This window comes from Brevundimonas sp. PWP3-1b1, from assembly GCF_049896065.1.
Classification (GTDB): domain Bacteria; phylum Pseudomonadota; class Alphaproteobacteria; order Caulobacterales; family Caulobacteraceae; genus Brevundimonas; species Brevundimonas intermedia_B.
In genome coordinates this window covers 2093952-2110512 of sequence record NZ_JAFCTO010000001.1, presented here as the reverse complement: position 1 = coordinate 2110512, position 16561 = coordinate 2093952, and the positions used below count along the sequence as shown (strand labels likewise).

The following is a 16561-nucleotide window of genomic DNA, read 5'->3' as shown; positions in this document are numbered from 1 at the left end:
CAGCCGTCGCTTCCGCATCGCACCGATGCGGAAGCGACGTAGCAGCGCGCGATCCCGGTCTCATGCCCTTTGCGGCGTGGGGTCGCGTGGATCGACCTTGAAGCGAGCCAGGGTCGTCAATCGGCCGTCGGGCCCGTCCACCTGATCCAGCACCTTGATGTCGGCCGTCCAGTCGTTCGGCGAGACCGTGTAGAGGTGGTAGCCGCGCTGATTGTTGAGCAGCTGAACGTTCGGATTGTTGTCCAGCACGTTCAGCTCGTTCGGGTGACGCAGCCCGCCGCTGCCCCCCGATGAAATCGATGTCGCCAGGAACTCGCTGGCGATTGGCGTGGACGTGGGATCCTGGGGGTCGTGGGGCACATAGCCGACGACGTTCTGGTGCATGTCTCCGCTGCCGATCACGACATTGGTCAGCCCCTTGCTTCTGATGCTGTCGATGAGAGCGAGCCGCGCCTGCGGATAGCCGTTCCAGTTGTCGGTGCTGCGTCGCGCCGTGGTCTCTCCGTCCTTTCGGACGTCGTAGGGCATCACCATCACCTGCTGCGCGATGAAGTTCCAGCCGAAGCCGGGCATGAGACCGTCATCCAGCCAAGCCTCCTGTTCGGCGCCCAACATCGTGCGCGATGCGGCATAGGCCGGCCTGCAGGCGGCGCGCTCCAGCGGCGTCATGGCGGCGCCTTCGCACTCCTGGCGGCTGCGGTGTGACCGCGTGTCCAGGACGTGCATCCGCATCAGCTGCCCGAAATCGAAACGACGGAAGGCCTGTGCGCCGGCGACGCCGGGCCGGACGCGGGGGCGAACGGGGGCGTGCTCGTACCAGGCCTGAAGGGCGGCGGCCTTTCGCGCCGCGAACACCGCCGGAGGGCCGCCGTCCTTGCCGTATTCGCCCGCCCAGTTGTCATCGATCTCGTGGTCGTCGAACGTCATGACGAAGGCCGACGCCGCATGGGCGGCCTGCAGGTCTGGATCCAGCTTGTATTGCGCATAGCGCAGCCGATAGTCCGAGAGGGTGGTCGTCTCGCCGCCCCAGTGTCGTCGCACGACATCGTGCTCGCGGGGGCCGAACTCGTAGATGTAATCGCCATAGTGGAAGACGACGTCGAGGTCGGGCTCCGTCGCGAGGTGACGATAGGCGGTGTAGAAGCCGCGCTCGAAATCCTGGCAGCCCACCGATGCAAATCGCACCTGATCCACGGCGGCGCCGGGAAGCGGAAGCGTGCGCGCGCGTCCTGCGGGGCTCGGCAGGTTTCCGGGCGCGAAGAAGCGGTACCAATAGGGGGTGTGGGGCGCCAGGCCGGCGACCTCGACATGGACCGAATGGGCGAGCGCCGCGCGCGCGATCCCGCGCCCTTTCTGGATCACCTTGCGGAATGCCGGATCGGTGGACACTTCCCAGCCGACGGCGACATCCATGGGCGGCATGTCGCCGTCCTGAACCAGGGGGTTGGGCGCGAGCCGCGTCCAGATGACGAACCCATCGGCCGTCGGATCGCCGGCCGCGACGCCCAAGGTGAAGGGATAGGTCCGGAAAGGCATGTCCGGGGTCTGAGCGACCGCTCCTGCAGCGGGCAGGCCAAGGCCCAGGCCAAGTCCGGACAGAAGGATGCCGCGTCGATTGATGCGATTATGAAACATGGGTCAGTTGCGCCAGGTCAGGTCGAAGCTGCTGTGCGGCCGCACCGGGGACGGTGCGGCCGCTGCGGCATCAGAAGCGGATGGACGCCCCGATGGACAGGGTTCGGCCGCTTACTGTGCTCGTCATCAGACGACGCGCGTCCGTGTCGGCATATTGAATCACAGGTTCATCGGTGATGTTGAGCGCATCGACCCGAATCTGAACCGTAGGCGTGACGTTGTAGTAGGCGGTCGCATCGACCACGGTCGATGGGGCGAAATATTCGCCGATGTTGTCGTTGCCGCCGTTGCCTTTGCGATAGCGCGAACGCGACGCCATCGACACACGCCCCCCGATGCGTTCGCTGTCGTAATAGAGGGTGGCGTTGTAGGACCATTTCGACAGATCGACCAAGGGAAGCCGGTACGCGACGCCGTTGTAGAAAACGTCCGTCTCGCCATCGGCATAGGTCACATTGGCCAATACGCCGAAGCCGTCCAACGGCGCCGGCAGGAAGTCGAAATCACGCCGGGCGGACAGTTCGACCCCCCGGATCCCCGCACCGGGACCGTTGACGGGCCGGGTGAAGTTGAACACGACCGAGCCGTCCTGGCCCTCTTCAAGCAGATCGAGCGGATAGCCGGTTTCGCTGTAGGGGACGGTGGAGGTTTCGGTCGTGACGAAGGACTTCATCTCCTTGTGGAAGACGCTCAGCCCCAGGTAGCCACGATCGCCGTCATAGTACTCGATGGCGCCTTCGATCGAATCCGCCGTGTAGGGGGTCAGGTTGGGGTTGCCCGCGCTGATCGTGCCGCCATAGCCCGCGACCCGCACCGTGGCGGCCGCGCTCAGGTCGCCCAGAGCTGGTCGGCTGATGTTGCGGTTGGCGCCGAAGCGGACGACGAGTTCGGGGCTGATGTCCAGAGCGATGTTCAGCGCCGGCAGGAACCCTTCGTAGCGGTTGGTGATCTCGACAGGCACGAGCCCGGCGCTGGTGGCCGACGAGCCGATGGAGACCAGTTCGGTGTCGTAGTAGCGCACGCCGACATTGGCTCGCAGACCGAACGGGCCGATGTCGGTGTTCAGATCGTACTGGCCGAACGCCGACACCGTCTGCTCCTCGACCGAATAGTCGGTTCCGACCGACAGGTTTCGCGCGTCGAGGCTTCCGTCCTGTCCCAAGGCTTCGAAGATCGCAGCCACGTCGCCGACCACATAGGGCAGGGCGGTGGAATGGTTCGTCAGCATCGTGGGGATCGAGGCCAGCGCGTTGCGATTTTCGTAGTTGGCGGTCGCATCATAGCGAAAGCCGCTGTTGGTGAACTTCTTGAACGATGCGCCCGCCTTGATGGTGGAGATGGCGCTGGGCGTCCACTTCAGCCCGGCCTCGCCGGTGTAGAACTCGTTTTCGATATGGTCCCGGCGCCACTGGATGGACTGCAGATCCCATGCGTCAGGATCGGTGGGATCGAAGTCGTAGGTGTTGACCGGGTTGTCCGTGTCCAGATCGCTGAACGACACCGTGTGGCCGACGGATTCCAGATAGACGCGCTGCCAGTTGGAATCGAAGGTCGAGCTCGACCAGCCCAGAAGCCCGGAAACCTCAAGGTTGTCGGTCAGCATGGTGCGCCCGTTCAGGGCCGCCTGCCAGAACTCGGTCTGATCGACCGTCGGCTTGGACTCCGAGCGAACATCGACGCCGGACACCACGGCGTCCGTGATGCTGTTGTAGCGGTCGAGGGTGACCGATTGCAGCACCTGGGTCCCGCGGACGTCGTTGGCGGACAGCCCATTCGTGCCGGCGTTGCCGAGGACGTGCTCGTCGCGGTCATTCGAGAGCTGACCGTACATCAGATCGAGCGTGACGTCGGTGGCGTCGCTGGGTTGATACTGCAGCGTCGTCGTCAGGCCGATGCGCTCGCGCTCATTGAACCAGGTGCCGTAGGTCTGGGCGCGGGAGTTCCAGGCCCGTTCAGCGCCCGTGGCGTTGACCAGTCGGTCGCGATCCTCGGCCGAGACGCCGGGGCCGACGTTGGCCGCCCCGAAATTCATCTTGGACCAGTTCCAGTTGCGATAGCCCCACTCGACCGTTTCGGCCGAACTGTAGGCGACCGAAACCAGCGCGCCGAAGTCGCCCCATTGATCCGACGCCAGCGCGACGAGGCGTGGCCCCGGCGTGTCGGTGTACTGGTTGGACTGGACCTTGGCGTTGGCGACGAAGGTCCGGCCCTGATAGTCGAAGGGCTTGGCCGTGCGCAGCGACACCGTACCGCCGATCCCGCCCTCGTCCTGTTCTGCGGCATAGGACTTCTCGACCACCACCTGGTTGAACAGCTCGGAGGCGAAGACGCTGTAGTCGAAGGACCGCGAGCGGCTGGCGCCGCTTCGGCTATCCAGGCCGGACGCCGTATTGCTGAGCACCTCCATGCCGTTCAGCTGGGTGCGGGTGAAGTCCGGACCCAGGCCCCGCAACGAAATCTGTCGGCCTTCGCCGCTGTCACGGGTGATCGCGACGCCGGGAACGCGTTGCAGCGCCTCCGCCAGGTTCTGGTCGGGAAAGGCGCCGATGTCCTCGGCCAGGATGACCTCCTGCGACCCCGTTGCCGCCTTCTTTCGCGACAGGGCGCGGCTCAGGCTCGACCGGAAACCCGTGACGACGATCTCATCAAGCGCCGTGATCGTTTCGGAGGGATAGGCGGGCTGAGCGACAGGACGGGCCGCGATCACGGCAGCAGTCGGCGCAGGCGCCGACGCCGTCGCGTCCGAGCGACGAGAGACCGACACCGTCCGGCCGGAAAGTCGGACATCGACCGGTAGGCCGCGTGTCAGCTCGGCCAAGGCGGCGGACGCGGTCATCGATCCGCTCAACGGCGCGCTACGCAGGCTTTCCAGGTCGGCCGCCGAGGACGCGACCTGCAGGTCGGTCACGCGCGAGAAGGCGATGAGGGCGGTTTCCAGCTCTTGGGCGGGCTGGTTGAAGCTGTAGGTGCGGCTCCGTTCAACGGAGGCCTGGGCCCAGGCCGGCGACGCCGCCACGGGCACGATCGCCGTCGAGGCGAGCAGAAGGAAAAGGTGTTTGCGCATGAAGTCCCCCGTGTTGGTTCAAGGGGGAAGACGGTTCCGATCAGAGAAACCGGACAAAGATAATGTGTAAGTTTTCGCGTCTGTTATGTTTCAATTTGATGTAGAAATATAAATGGTCTCAGATCGCCGGGTGATTTCTATGTCGTAAGAGCTTTCGATACCTTTGAGGGCGGACTCAGGATCGGAAACATTGAAGCGTCCGACGATCATCAGGTTCTCTGATTCATCGTCTTCTATTTCTATTGGAAGGTTGCTGTAGCGGCGAAGCTTCTCGACCAGATCGGAAAGGGGGATGTTTCGCGCGACGAACCAGCCTGCCGACCACTGACTGTCCTCGACCTGCATGGCGACGCGTCCGATGCCGCGATCGGTCACCCGGGCCGCCTGGCCCGCCGCCAGCCTGTCACGGCCATTGACCGTCCTGACGTCGACGGCGCCGCGTGTGACGGCGACGCCGACGCGCCCCTTGGCCAGCCGATCGACGTGAAATGCGGTGCCGAGCACGACGACGTCAACCTGGCCGGCCTGGACGTCGAAGGGGCGGTTCGCATCACGCGAGACGTCGAAGCCGGCCTCGCCCTGTTTCAAGCGCACCGTGCGGCGCCAGGGCAGATACTGGACGTCGACCTGACTGTTGCCTCCCAGCTGGACGGTCGAGCCGTCGGCCAGTTGGATCATCTGCTTCTGGCCAGGCAGGCTGGAATAGCTGCGCGGCAAGATCGCAGGAACGAACGCGATGGCCACGAGGGCGGCCGCCGTAGCCCCGAAGAGCGACGCGGCGACCCAACGACGACGGCCGGAATGCTGATCCGCCGAAGTCGATCGCGAACGGTTTAGGGCGACGGGATCGATCCGGGCGTCGGGCTCGACAAATCCGTCGTCCCACAGCGCGGCCATGGCGGCGAAGGCGTCGCGGTTGTCCGCGTCGCTTCGCATCCACTGGTCGAAGGCGGCGCCGTCTCGTGCATCGAAGGCGGGACGATTCATGCGCTCAACCCAGAAGGCCGCCTCCGTTCTGACCTTTTCACTGGGCGTCACGAGACGATCCTTTGAGTTCTTCCCCGTCATCCATCGCTTTGCGCAAATCTGAAAGCCCCCGCACGACATGTTTCTCGACGGCGGCCGTCGAGAGATTCATCTCGGCCGCGATGCGGGCGATCGACTGGTTGTCCATCCGCCGTCTGAGCAGCACGGCGCGCCTCAGCGGGGGAAGCCGCCCAAGGGCGGCGGAGAGCCGAGCGAGCCGTTGTCGGTCCGAGGTGACCGTGTCCGGCAAGGGGGCGTTGCAGGCATAGGTCTCTGGAACGGCGGCCTCGTATCGACCTTCGCCGCGAAATCGGTCGACCAGGCTGTTGGCCGCGATCTTGAACGCGAGCGCGTACAGGCTCGCGACCTGCCCCTGCCGCGTATAGTGAAGAAGCTTCGTCAGGCTTTCCTGGGCGACGTCTTCTGCAACATCCTGGGGGTGGCCGCGACGCCGGACATAAACCAGCACCGCGTGCCGAATGTCATGCCAATCGGCATCCGACAGTCCGGTCTGGCGGCGTTGATCGCCTGCGTTCGCGGCGGCTTCGATCCGAAGCCCTATGGCGGAGCTGTCCTGACGCACGCGAGACGCCATAGATGCGGTCTGTGACAGAAATAACCGGCAATGATCCCAACGGGCCCGCGTCGGGCCTGACTCAGGGCCGGAGCCCGCACTGACACACAAGCGAGTCGCCAGAGTCGGTGATGGCGGAAGGTTGTGTCGTGCCGTTCTCATCCGCGCGTTCGGCATCGGCGCTTTCGCGTGGGAGCGCCAGCGTCTAGTGACTGCGGCATGATCCAGGACGTTTCTCCCCCCGTCGTCGCCCCTGCCAGCCTGCCCGAGATCGTCGTCACCGCCGCGCGCCTGCCGCCGGCGGCGGCGGACGCCGCGTTCTCTGTGGTGAGGATCGACCAGGAGGTGCTGTCGCGATCCATGCGCCTGGACGAGGCGCTGCGGTCCGTGCCGGCGGTGTCGCTGTTTCGACGCACGACCAGCGCGGCGGCCAATCCGACGACACAGGGCATATCGCTGAGGGCCATCGCGCCGTCGGGGGCGGGGCGGACGCTGGTGCTGCTGGACGGCGTGCCGCTGAACGACCCGTTCGGGGGCTGGGTGATCTGGTCTCAGGCCACGCCGGAATCGCTGGAAAGTCTGGACGTGATCCGAGGGGCGGGGTCGGGGCCGTATGGGGCGGGCGCCCTGACCGGCACGATCACCCTGCGCGAACGTGGGCCCGGCAACGAGGGTCTGGGGGGCGTATTGGATGTCTCGGCCGCCGAACGCGGCGGCGTGCGCGCGGCGGGCTCGACCTCCACGCGGTTAGGGCCGGTGGCGGTGACGCTGAGCGGACTGCGCGAGATCAGCGACGGCTATGTGCCCGTGCGAGGACCGGCGGCGGGGGCGGCGGACACGCCGCTGGACCTCGACAGTCGCAGCGCGGCTCTGCGGGTCGATACGGCCTTGGGACAGGCCAACCTGTCGGTGCGGGCGGCGACTTGGGAGGAGGATCGCGGATCTGGCCTGGCCGGAACCCGCGCCAACGCCGGCGGCCACAGCCTCAGCGCCACGGCCGCCCAGGCGCCGACCGCCGACGGCTATGGCTGGCGGCTGCAAGCCTGGCGGATCGACAGCAACCTGGCCAACAGTTCGGCCTCTGTGTCGGCCGACCGGGCGACGACCACGCCGGCCAACGACCAGTACAAGACGCCGGCAACGGGATGGGGGCTGAACGCCGCCCTACGCCGTCGCATGGCGGAGTTCGCGGGTGGTCGCCTTGAGTGGGAAGTGGGCGCGGATGCGCGCTTCAACGACGGCGAGACCAACGAGCTGTTCAGCAATCCCACGGGCGCGGGTTTCGCCAGAGGTCGTCGCGCGGGCGGCGAAACGGCGGTGGCCGGCGCCTACGTCGATGCGTCCTGGACGGCGGCCGAATGGCTGGTGGCGGGCGGTCTGCGGGTGGATCGGTGGGAAAATACGGGCGGGTTCCGCAACGAATACACATTGGCGACCGGGGCTGTTCTGCTGAACGAGAACGATCCGGATCGGTCGGGCGAAGTGGTCAGCGCGCGCCTGGCCGTGCGGCGTGACCTGGGCGGCGGCTATGCGGCGCGGGCGGCGGCCTATTCCGGCTTCCGGCCGGCGACGCTGAACGAACTGCACCGGCCGTTCCGCGTCGGCAACGACATCACCGAGGCCAACGCCGCCCTGAGCCCCGAGACGCTGAAGGGGATCGAGACCGGGCTGGCGTTCGACCGCGACGGCGTACGCTGGGGCGCCACGGTGTTCTGGAACCAGATCGAGGACGCCATCGTCAATGTGACGATCGGGGCCGGGCCTGCCACCTTCCCCCGCGCCGGTTTCGTGCCGGCGGGCGGCGTGCTGCGCCAGCGCCAGAACGCGGGGACCATCGACGCCTGGGGCGTGGAGCTGAACGGCGCCATGGACCTGTCGTCGGCGGTGTCGCTGAACGCGGCCGTGTCCTGGACCGACGCCGAGATCGACGGCGGATCGGCCGCCGCACAACTGACGGGCCTGCGTCCCGCCCAGGCGCCGGAGTGGAGCGCGACCGCCGGTCTGGACTGGCGCGCGACGGATCGTCTGACCCTGGCGATGGCGGCGCGTTACGAATCCAGCCGGTTCGACGACGACCTGAACAGCCGCGTTCTGGACGCCGCCGTCACGCTGGACGCCCGGGGAGAGTGGGCGCTCAATCCGGCCACGACCCTGTGGCTGGCGGCGGACAATCTGTTCGACACCGATGTCGAGGTGTCGGAAACGGGGACGGGCGTCGCCGGTTACGGCCCGCCGCGTACGGTCAGCGTTGGTTTGCGCCTGAGCTATTGATCGCAACCGGAACCGCCTTTTCCGACGGCGTTTTTGCGCGAGGCGCAGATTTCGTCCGCCTAGCGGGTGAAAATGACCTTCAACGCTGTTGCTTGGGGCCGCAGGCGCGCTAATCGCTAGAGACGGCCGACCCCCGGCCGAAGACCACAACGACGAGCCTGTCATGTCCGAAGAATTCTACCGCATGAAGCGGTTGCCGCCCTATGTCATCGCCGAGACCAATGCGATGCGCGCGGCGGCCCGTGCGGCAGGCGAGGACGTGATCGACCTGGGGATGGGCAACCCCGACCTGCCGCCGCCCCAGCATGTGATCGACAAGCTGATCGAGGTGGCGCGCAAGCCCGACGCCCACGGCTATTCGGCCTCGCGGGGCATTCCCGGCCTGCGTCGCGCCCAGGCCAACTACTATGGCCGCCGCTTCGGCGTCGATCTGGATCCCGAGACCGAGGTGATCGTCACCATGGGCTCGAAAGAGGGGCTGGCCAGCCTGGCCACGGCCATCACCGAGCCGGGCGATGTGATCCTGGCGCCCAATCCGTCCTATCCGATCCACACCTTCGGCTTCATCATCGCCGGCGCCGCGATCCGCAGCGTGCCGACCACGCCGGACGAGAAGTATTTCGAGGCTCTGGAGCGGGCCATGGCCTTCACCGTGCCCCGGCCCAAGATCCTGGTGATGAACTATCCGTCGAACCCGACGGCGGAGACGGTGGACCTGGCCTTTTATGAACGCGTCGTGGACTTCGCCAAGGCCAACGACCTGTGGATCATCAGCGACCTGGCCTATTCGGAGCTCTACTACGACGGCAAGCCGACGGTCTCGATCCTGCAGGTTCCGGGGGCCAAGGACGTGGCGATCGAGTTCACCTCGCTGTCGAAGACCTACAGCATGGCCGGCTGGCGTATGGGGTTTGCGGTCGGGAACAAGAAGCTGATCGCGGCCATGACGCGGGTTAAGTCCTATCTCGACTACGGCGCCTTCACGCCTATCCAGGCGGCGGCGTGCGCGGCGCTGAACGGACCGCAGGACATCGTCGAGCAGAACCGTAAACTCTATCACCGCCGCCGCGACGTCCTGGTGGAGAGCTTCGGCCGTGCGGGCTGGGACATCCCCAAACCCGCCGCGTCCATGTTCGCCTGGGCGCCGCTGCCGCCGGCGCTGGCGCATCTGGGCAGTCTTGAGTTCTCCAAGCAGTTGCTGACCCACGCCAAGGTCGCGGTGGCGGCAGGCGTCGGCTATGGCGAGAACGGCGAGGGGTTCGTCCGCATCGCCATGGTCGAGAACGAGCAGCGCATCCGCCAGGCCGCCCGCAACATCAAGGTCTATTTGAAGTCGCAGGGCGTCAATGTGCCGCCCAGCCGGGAAGACTGAGCCATGCCGTCCGGATTGATCGCGCTGCTCGACGATGTCGCGGGCATCGCCAAGCTGGCGGCGGCGTCGCTGGATGACGTCGGCGCGGCGGCGGGCAAGGCCTCGACCAAGGCGGCCGGGGTGGTGGTGGACGATGCGGCGGTGACGCCGCGCTATGTCATGGGTCTGTCGCCCAGCCGCGAGCTGCCGATCATCGGCAAGATCGCCCTGGGGTCGTTCCGCAACAAGCTGATCTTCATCCTGCCGGCGGCCCTGTTGCTGAGCGCCTTTGCGCCCTGGGCCATCACGCCGATCCTGATGTGCGGCGGGACATACCTCTGTTTCGAGGGGGCCGAGAAGCTGCTGGAGGCCCTTGGCCACGGCGGGCACGAGGACGCGGCGCCGGTCGTAGGCGATGCGGCGGCGCTGGAGAAGACCACGGTGTCCGGCGCGGTGCGGACCGACCTGATCCTGTCGGGCGAGATCATGGCCATCGCCCTGGCCGATGTGGCGGCCCAGCCTATCCTGACCCAGGCGGCCGTGCTGGCGGTGGTCGGGATCGCCATGACGGTCGTCGTCTATGGCGCGGTCGGTCTGATCGTGAAGATGGACGACATCGGCCTGCATCTAGCCCAGCGGCCGAACGGCGGCGTGCGCGCCCTGGGTCGCGGCCTGGTCAAGGGCATGCCGGTGGTGATGAGCGCCCTGTCGGTCATCGGCACCGCCGCCATGCTGTGGGTCGGCGGGGGCATTCTGGTTCACGGCGCCCATACGCTGGGCCTGCATTGGCCCGACGTGCCGACAGGGCAGATCGAATATGCCGTTCATGCGGCTTTGGGACCGTTCGGCGGCGTCGCTTTCTGGCTGATGACCGCCGTGGTCTCGGCCGTGGTCGGACTGATCGTCGGCGGGCTGGTGGTGTTGGTCCTGCATCAGGTCGCAAGGCTGCGGTCCAGGGAATCGCACTAGGAGCGACGGCGCCCTGTCACGCGCACGCCATCGGCGGCGGCTAGAGGCCGGTCGCCTGTTGTTGGAGTTGTTCATGTCCCTGTCGCGTCACGCCGCCGCCGCGTTGCTGGCCGCCCTGTCCATGGCGGGCGGCGCCTGCGCCTCCGTCGCCGAGGCGCCGGTCCGGCAGGTCGCCCCACAGGCCGCCGTCGCCGCGCTGACGCCGCCGAAGCTGATCGTCACCATCGTGGTGGACCAGTTCAGCGCCAACCTCTTCAACCAGTATCGCAGCCGCTACACCGGCGGTTTTCGTCGTCTGGCGGACCAGGGACTGGTGTCGATCAACGGCTATCAGACCCACGGCTTGACCGAGACCTGCCCCGGCCATTCGACCATTCTGACGGGCATGCATCCGGTCGAGACGGGCATTCCGGCCAACGACTGGGTCGACGGCAAGACCGGCAGGGAGGTCTATTGCCTGGCCGCGCCCCAGAACCATCTGGCGCACGGACGTGACGACACCGACAACGGGCCGGTAGGGCCGGATCAGCTGCGGGTCACGACTCTGGGAGACTGGCTGAAGGCCGTCAGTCCCGACAGCAAGGTCATGGCGGTGTCGGGCAAGGACCGCGGCGCGATCAACTTAGCCGGTCATCAGGGGCAGGCCTTCTGGTTCACCGAGGGCTTCGGCCTGACGACCTATGTCGAGCCGGGGCAGACGGCGCAGGACAGGCTGGCCCCCGTCGCGGCCTTCAACACCCAGTTCACCGCCTGGGCGGCGGCGACGCCTGTGGCCTGGGACTATCAGAACGAACAGTGCCGGGCGCTGGCCGGCGACTGGACCATTCGCGGCCAGACCTTCCATTCCGTGCTGCCGCCTGCGGGGCTGAAGTTCGACACCTCGCCGCTGCTGGACGAGCAGACGCTGAAGGCGGCGGAGTATCTGCTGGACAGCCAGAAGCTGGGCCAGGGCGCGACCACCGACATGCTGGGCGTCAGCCTGTCGGCGACGGACCGGATCGGCCATATGTACGGCACCCAGGGCCCGGAGATGTGCGAGCAGATGCACCGGCTGGACGCGGCGATGGGCGCCTTCCTGGACAAGCTGGCCCAGGTTCCGGGCGGCGCCCTGGTGGTGCTGACGGCGGACCATGGCGGTTCGGACTTCGTCGAGCGGCTGCATGAGCACGGCTATCCCCAGGCGCATCGGGCCGACATGGATGCGATCAAGGGCGTGAATGCGGCCCTGAAGGCGCGCTTCAACCTGGACGCCGATCCGCTGCAATCCGGCGGCAGCGGCTGGATGGTCGCCGACGCCGAGCACAGGTCGCTGCCCGATCCGCTGCGCACCCAGGTCGCCGAAGCGGCGGTCGAGATGTTGCGCGCCCTGCCGGACGTGGCCTTCGCCGAGACGCGAGACCGGCTGCTGGCCGAACCTCTGCCCGACAGCCGCCAGCCCGAGATGATGACGGTGCGCGAACGGATGCGCCTGTCCACCGTGGCCGAGCGCTCGCCCGACATCCAGTTCGCCTGGGCCCAGAACACAACGGCCGGCGGCCGTGTCGGCTCGACCCTGGCCGGTCACGGCACGCCGTGGGAATACGACCGTCGCGTTCCGATCATCTTCTGGTGGCCCGGCGCGCAGGGCGAAGAGCGGTTCCTGCCCATCCGCACAGTCGATATCGCCCCGACCCTGGCTCATGTCATCGGTGTTCCGACGCCGGTGGTCGAGGGCCGTTGCATGGACCTGAACGGGTTTGCGGTGGCTTCATGCCCGACCAAGTGATGGCTTGTTCCCAAATCGGGATCGCGCTATAAGGCGGTATGAACGTCGTCGCCCGGAAGACACTCCAGACCTTCTGGACCCGTCATACGCCGGCCAAGGGGCCGCTGACGAACTGGTACAACCATGTGAGGGCCGCAGACTGGCGGTCTCCGCAGGATGTGAGGGACGATTTTCGTTCCGCTGATTTCGTCGGCGACAATCGGGTGATCTTCGATGTCGGCGGCAACAAGTATCGCGTGGTGGTGCGGATTTCCTACACCTTCAAACAGGTGCTGGTGAAGTTCGTCGGCACGCACGCCGAGTATGATCGCATCGACGTTGAAACCGTCTAGGCCGAGGAGCAGATGACCATGCACATCCATATTCTTCGCGACGAGGCCGACTATCAGGCGGCTAAGGCGGCCTATGAAGCCTATTTCGACGACGAGCCCGAACCGGGCAGCGAGGCCGGTGATCGGTTTGAACTTCTGGGACTGCTGTTGGCGAAATACGAGGAAGACCACTTCCCCATGCCTGCCGACGATCCGGTCGAGGCGATCCGTTTTGCGATGGAACGGCAGGGGCTGAGCCAGTCTGATCTGTCGGAAGTGCTGGGGTCACGGTCGCGCGCGTCCGAAGTGCTGAACCGCCGACGCGCCCTGTCCGTGACGCAGATCCGCAAGTTGTCTCGCGAATGGCGTATTCCGGTTCAGGCGCTGATCGGCGAACCTCAGGCGGCCTGATATGCGGACGGCGCGATAAACTCCTGTTTCGGGGTCGTAAACTCGTGTTTCCCGGCGGGGCTGCGGCCTTACGTGGAAAAGGTTTCGTTGGCAGAAGGGGCTAAAGCGCCCAAGCCGTCCAAACGGATGGCGATCAGAGCCAACAGGAAACGTCCATGAACAGAGCCCGCCGCGCCCGCATCGTCGCGACCCTGGGGCCCGCAAGCCGTGCGCCCGGCATGGTCAAGGCCCTGGCCCAGGCCGGGGTGGACGTGTTCCGCCTGAACTTCAGCCATGGGTCGCATGAGGATCATGCCGCCGCCCTGAAGGCCGTGCGCGGCGCTGAGGCGGCCTTGCAGCGCCCGCTGGGCGTGCTGGCCGACTTGCAGGGGCCCAAGTTGCGGCTGGGCCGGTTCAAGGACGTAGAGATCTCGGTCAAGCCGGGCCACACCATGCGTTTCGATCTGGACCCGACGCCCGGCGACGAGACGCGGGTGCAGATGCCGCACCCGGAAATCTTCAAGGCCCTGCGCACCGGCATGCTGCTGCTGCTGGATGACGGTCGGGTGCGGCTGCGGGTCGGCGAACGCGCCGACGACTGGGCGGATGTGACGGTCGAAAGCGGCTCCAAACTCTCGGACCGCAAGGGCGTGGCCGTGCCGGAGGCCGTCATTCCCGTCTCGGCCCTGACGCCCAAGGACCGCGAGGACCTGGCCTTCGCCCTGCGGATGGGCGTCGATTGGGTGGCGCTCAGCTTTGTCCAGAAGCCCGAAGACATGGCCGAGCTGAAGCGGATCGTGAACGGTCAGGCCGCCTGCTTGGCCAAGATCGAGAAGCCGGCGGCTCTCGCCGATCTGGAGGCCATCCTGGACTATTGCGACGGCGTCATGGTGGCGCGCGGCGACCTGGGCGTCGAACTGGATCCCGAGGACGTGCCGGTGGCGCAAAAGCAGATCGTGCGCGCCGCCCGCAATCGCGGCGTGCCGGTGATCGTGGCGACCCAGATGCTGGAATCCATGACCAGCGCGCCAGCCCCGACCCGCGCCGAGGCGACCGACGTGGCGAACGCTGTGTACGAAGGCGCGGACGCCCTGATGCTGTCGGCCGAGACGGCGTCGGGCGACTATCCGCTGGAATCCGTCGGCATGATGAGCCGGATCATCGAGCGCGTCGAACGCGATCCGATGTGGCCCAGCCTGATGGGCGCCGAACACGCCGGCATGGATGAGCATGACGTGGACGCCCTGGTCGGAGCGGCGGGCATGGCGGCCAGCGCGCCCTCGACCGGCTGTCTGGTGGTGTTCACGACCCTGGGCGGAACGGCGCGGCGGATGGCGCGGGAACGGCCGTTGAAGCCGATCCTGGTCTTGACGCCCAACCCCAACACCGCACGTCGCCTGGCCCTGGTGTGGGGACTGGAACCGCGCCTGGGCGAACAGCCGGATTCGCTGGAGGCCGTCACCGACGATGCCGTCAACAGCGCGGTCAAATACGGCCTGGCCGAGCCGGGTCAGCGTATCCTGATCCTGGCTGGCACGCCGTTCGGGGCGCCGGGCGCGGCCAATCTGCTGCGGCTGGCCCATGCGCCGGCTGCGGCGTCGAAGGGCCGCAAGAAGAGCTAGAGGGCGATCTCGCGACGCTCGGCCGCGCTGCGTCGGCCGGCGTCGATGATCCGCATGACCGTCAGCGCCTGATCCGCCGTCACCGGCGGCGGGCCCTTGCCCAGGATCGCGTCGCGCATGGCGGCGTAGAAGGCGGGATAGTCGCCGCGTTCGGGCGTCGGGGTGGTGACGACGATCTCGCCATCGATCTGTTTCGTCAGGGCGCCGGGCGACGGGTCCCGGCCCCAGTCGGGGTCGCCTGGGCGCAGGCCCGTCTTGGACTGGCCCTCCTGGGCGTCGAGGCCGTGTTTGACGAAGCTGCCGCCCGTGCCGTGAACGACGTAGCGAAGGCTGGCTTCGGCCGCGAGGTGGCTCATGTTCAGGATGACCCGCAGCCGGTCGTACCGCAGCAGGACGTGGGCGTAGTCGATGGCCGTGGCGCCGACGCGCTGGGGCTGGAGGTCGGCGTAGACGCCCAGCGGCGCGCCGAACAGTTGCACCGCTTGGTCGATCAGGTGCGGGCCCAGGTCGGCCCAGACGCCGCCGTCGCGCTGGTCCTTCCAGCGGTCGGTGACGGTCGGGCGGAAGCGGTCGTAATGGCTTTCGAACACGGCGATTTCGCCCAGTTCGCCTTCGGCGATCAGGCGGCGCAGGGTCAGGAAGTCGGCGTCCCAGCGGCGGTTCTGGAAGACGCTGAACACGCCGGGCGATGCGGCCGCGACGGCGGCGACCGCCTCGGCGTCGGCGAGCGTCACCGCAAAGGGCTTGTCCACCACCACCGACTTGCCGGCCTTCAGCGCGGCGATCGACTGTTCGGCGTGCAGGGCGTCGGGGGTGGCGACGACGATCAGGCGGATGTCGTCGCGGGCAAGCGCCGCGTTCAGGTCGGGCAGGACCTCGATATCGGGCAGGTCGGCGTGAACCGCGTCAGGGCGCGACGAGACCACCGCCGCCAGGCTCAAGCCCGGCGTAGCCTGGATCAACGGCGCGTGGAAGGTTTGGCCCGCCAGGCCGTAGCCGACGACGGCGACGCCGATGTGAGGATGTGAGGTCATGTCAGTGCGGCCAGCGTTCCGTGAGGACCTCCGCCTTACCATCTCTGACGCGGACTTCCATGGCGGGTTCGGCAGGTTGACCGGCGGCGAACAGTTCGTAGATCACGCTGCCGTCCATCTGACGGCTTTCGATGATGCGTTCGGGGGCGAAGGCGCCGGTCGCGGCGCGGGCGGTGGTCTGGACGGCCTGGGGCATGTCGGCGAAGGCGACGTCGCGCTGGATTTCCACCACCTCGAACCGGTCGCCGGTCTGCTGGATGTCCAGTTCGACCTCGGACCCGTCCGGCCGGGCGCCCTCGACGTCATAATAGACGCGGCCCTCGCGTTCCTTTCGTTCGACCTCGGCGACGGTCATGCCCGGCACGGTCTGCTGGATCAGCGCCCCAAGCGCAGGCGGCAGATCGGCAGGCGACACGTCGGAGATCTGGGTTTCGGGGCCGGGCGGCAGGGCCGTCGGCGCGGCGTCGGCCTTATCTTCCTGCGGCGAACAGGCGCCCAGCACGGCGGCTGCGGCGATGGCGAATAGGGCGTGCTTCATCTGTCGTTCCT

At 67.1% G+C, this 16561-nt stretch carries 13 protein-coding genes and 1 pseudogene; 7 read left to right on the top strand and 7 right to left on the bottom strand.

The genetic code is table 11. The annotated features are described in order from the left end of the window. Positions 1-60: 60 nt before the first annotated feature. The 5 genes and pseudogenes from ACP69V_RS10420 to ACP69V_RS10400 all read right to left on the bottom strand — a co-directional run bounded on the left by ACP69V_RS10420 (position 61) and on the right by ACP69V_RS10400 (position 6308). On the bottom strand, positions 61-1536 hold the full coding sequence (locus ACP69V_RS10420; protein ID WP_426023760.1) for an alkaline phosphatase D family protein: 1476 nt from the start codon (positions 1534-1536) through the stop codon (positions 61-63). A gap of 169 nt (positions 1537-1705) precedes the next feature. Next, positions 1706-4699: a TonB-dependent receptor gene (locus ACP69V_RS10415; protein ID WP_426023759.1), complete on the bottom strand. Its 2994-nt coding sequence runs from the start codon at positions 4697-4699 to the stop codon at positions 1706-1708. Between the two features lie 90 nt (positions 4700-4789). Further along, positions 4790-5596, bottom strand: coding sequence for a FecR family protein (locus ACP69V_RS10410; RefSeq protein WP_426024056.1), 807 nt, complete (start codon positions 5594-5596; stop codon positions 4790-4792). After that, positions 5597-5767: pseudogene (locus ACP69V_RS10405) on the bottom strand (FecR/PupR family sigma factor regulator); the annotation flags it as partial. Continuing rightward, positions 5724-6308 (bottom strand): RNA polymerase sigma factor, encoded by a 585-nt coding sequence (locus tag ACP69V_RS10400; protein ID WP_426023758.1) that lies wholly within the window; start codon positions 6306-6308, stop codon positions 5724-5726. The gene ACP69V_RS10400 and the pseudogene ACP69V_RS10405, both read right to left, overlap by 44 nt. Positions 6309-6518: 210 nt before the next feature. Here ACP69V_RS10400 and ACP69V_RS10395 point away from each other — a divergent pair, with 210 nt between their 5' ends. The 7 genes from ACP69V_RS10395 to pyk all read left to right on the top strand — a co-directional run bounded on the left by ACP69V_RS10395 (position 6519) and on the right by pyk (position 14978). Beyond that, positions 6519-8570, top strand: a complete 2052-nt coding sequence (locus tag ACP69V_RS10395; RefSeq protein ID WP_426023757.1) for a TonB-dependent receptor — start codon at positions 6519-6521, stop codon at positions 8568-8570. A 163-nt stretch (positions 8571-8733) separates the two neighbouring features. Further along, a complete protein-coding gene (locus ACP69V_RS10390) occupies positions 8734-9942 on the top strand; it encodes an LL-diaminopimelate aminotransferase (RefSeq protein WP_426023756.1) in 1209 nt (402 codons plus the stop codon). A gap of 3 nt (positions 9943-9945) precedes the next feature. Then, positions 9946-10890 carry a DUF808 domain-containing protein gene (locus tag ACP69V_RS10385; RefSeq protein WP_426023755.1) on the top strand — a complete coding sequence of 315 codons (945 nt, stop codon included), beginning with the start codon at positions 9946-9948 and terminating at the stop codon, positions 10888-10890. Positions 10891-10963: 73 nt separating this feature from the next. Then, positions 10964-12655 (top strand): alkaline phosphatase family protein, encoded by a 1692-nt coding sequence (locus tag ACP69V_RS10380; RefSeq protein WP_426023754.1) that lies wholly within the window; start codon positions 10964-10966, stop codon positions 12653-12655. A gap of 38 nt (positions 12656-12693) precedes the next feature. Next, complete coding sequence (locus ACP69V_RS10375; RefSeq protein ID WP_426023753.1) at positions 12694-12987, top strand: type II toxin-antitoxin system HigB family toxin; 294 nt, start codon at positions 12694-12696, stop codon at positions 12985-12987. Between the two features lie 12 nt (positions 12988-12999). Further along, a complete protein-coding gene (locus tag ACP69V_RS10370) occupies positions 13000-13377 on the top strand; it encodes a helix-turn-helix domain-containing protein (protein WP_426017879.1) in 378 nt (125 codons plus the stop codon). Between the two features lie 155 nt (positions 13378-13532). Then, positions 13533-14978: a pyruvate kinase gene (pyk, locus tag ACP69V_RS10365; RefSeq protein ID WP_426023752.1), complete on the top strand. Its 1446-nt coding sequence runs from the start codon at positions 13533-13535 to the stop codon at positions 14976-14978. Here the strand turns inward: pyk and ACP69V_RS10360 are convergent. After that, positions 14975-16012 carry an oxidoreductase gene (locus ACP69V_RS10360; RefSeq protein ID WP_426023751.1) on the bottom strand — a complete coding sequence of 346 codons (1038 nt, stop codon included), beginning with the start codon at positions 16010-16012 and terminating at the stop codon, positions 14975-14977. The two genes, pyk and ACP69V_RS10360, sit on opposite strands and share 4 nt — an antisense overlap. A gap of 1 nt (position 16013) precedes the next feature. Beyond that, complete coding sequence (locus tag ACP69V_RS10355; RefSeq protein ID WP_426023750.1) at positions 16014-16550, bottom strand: PepSY domain-containing protein; 537 nt, start codon at positions 16548-16550, stop codon at positions 16014-16016. Positions 16551-16561 lie beyond the last annotated feature (11 nt).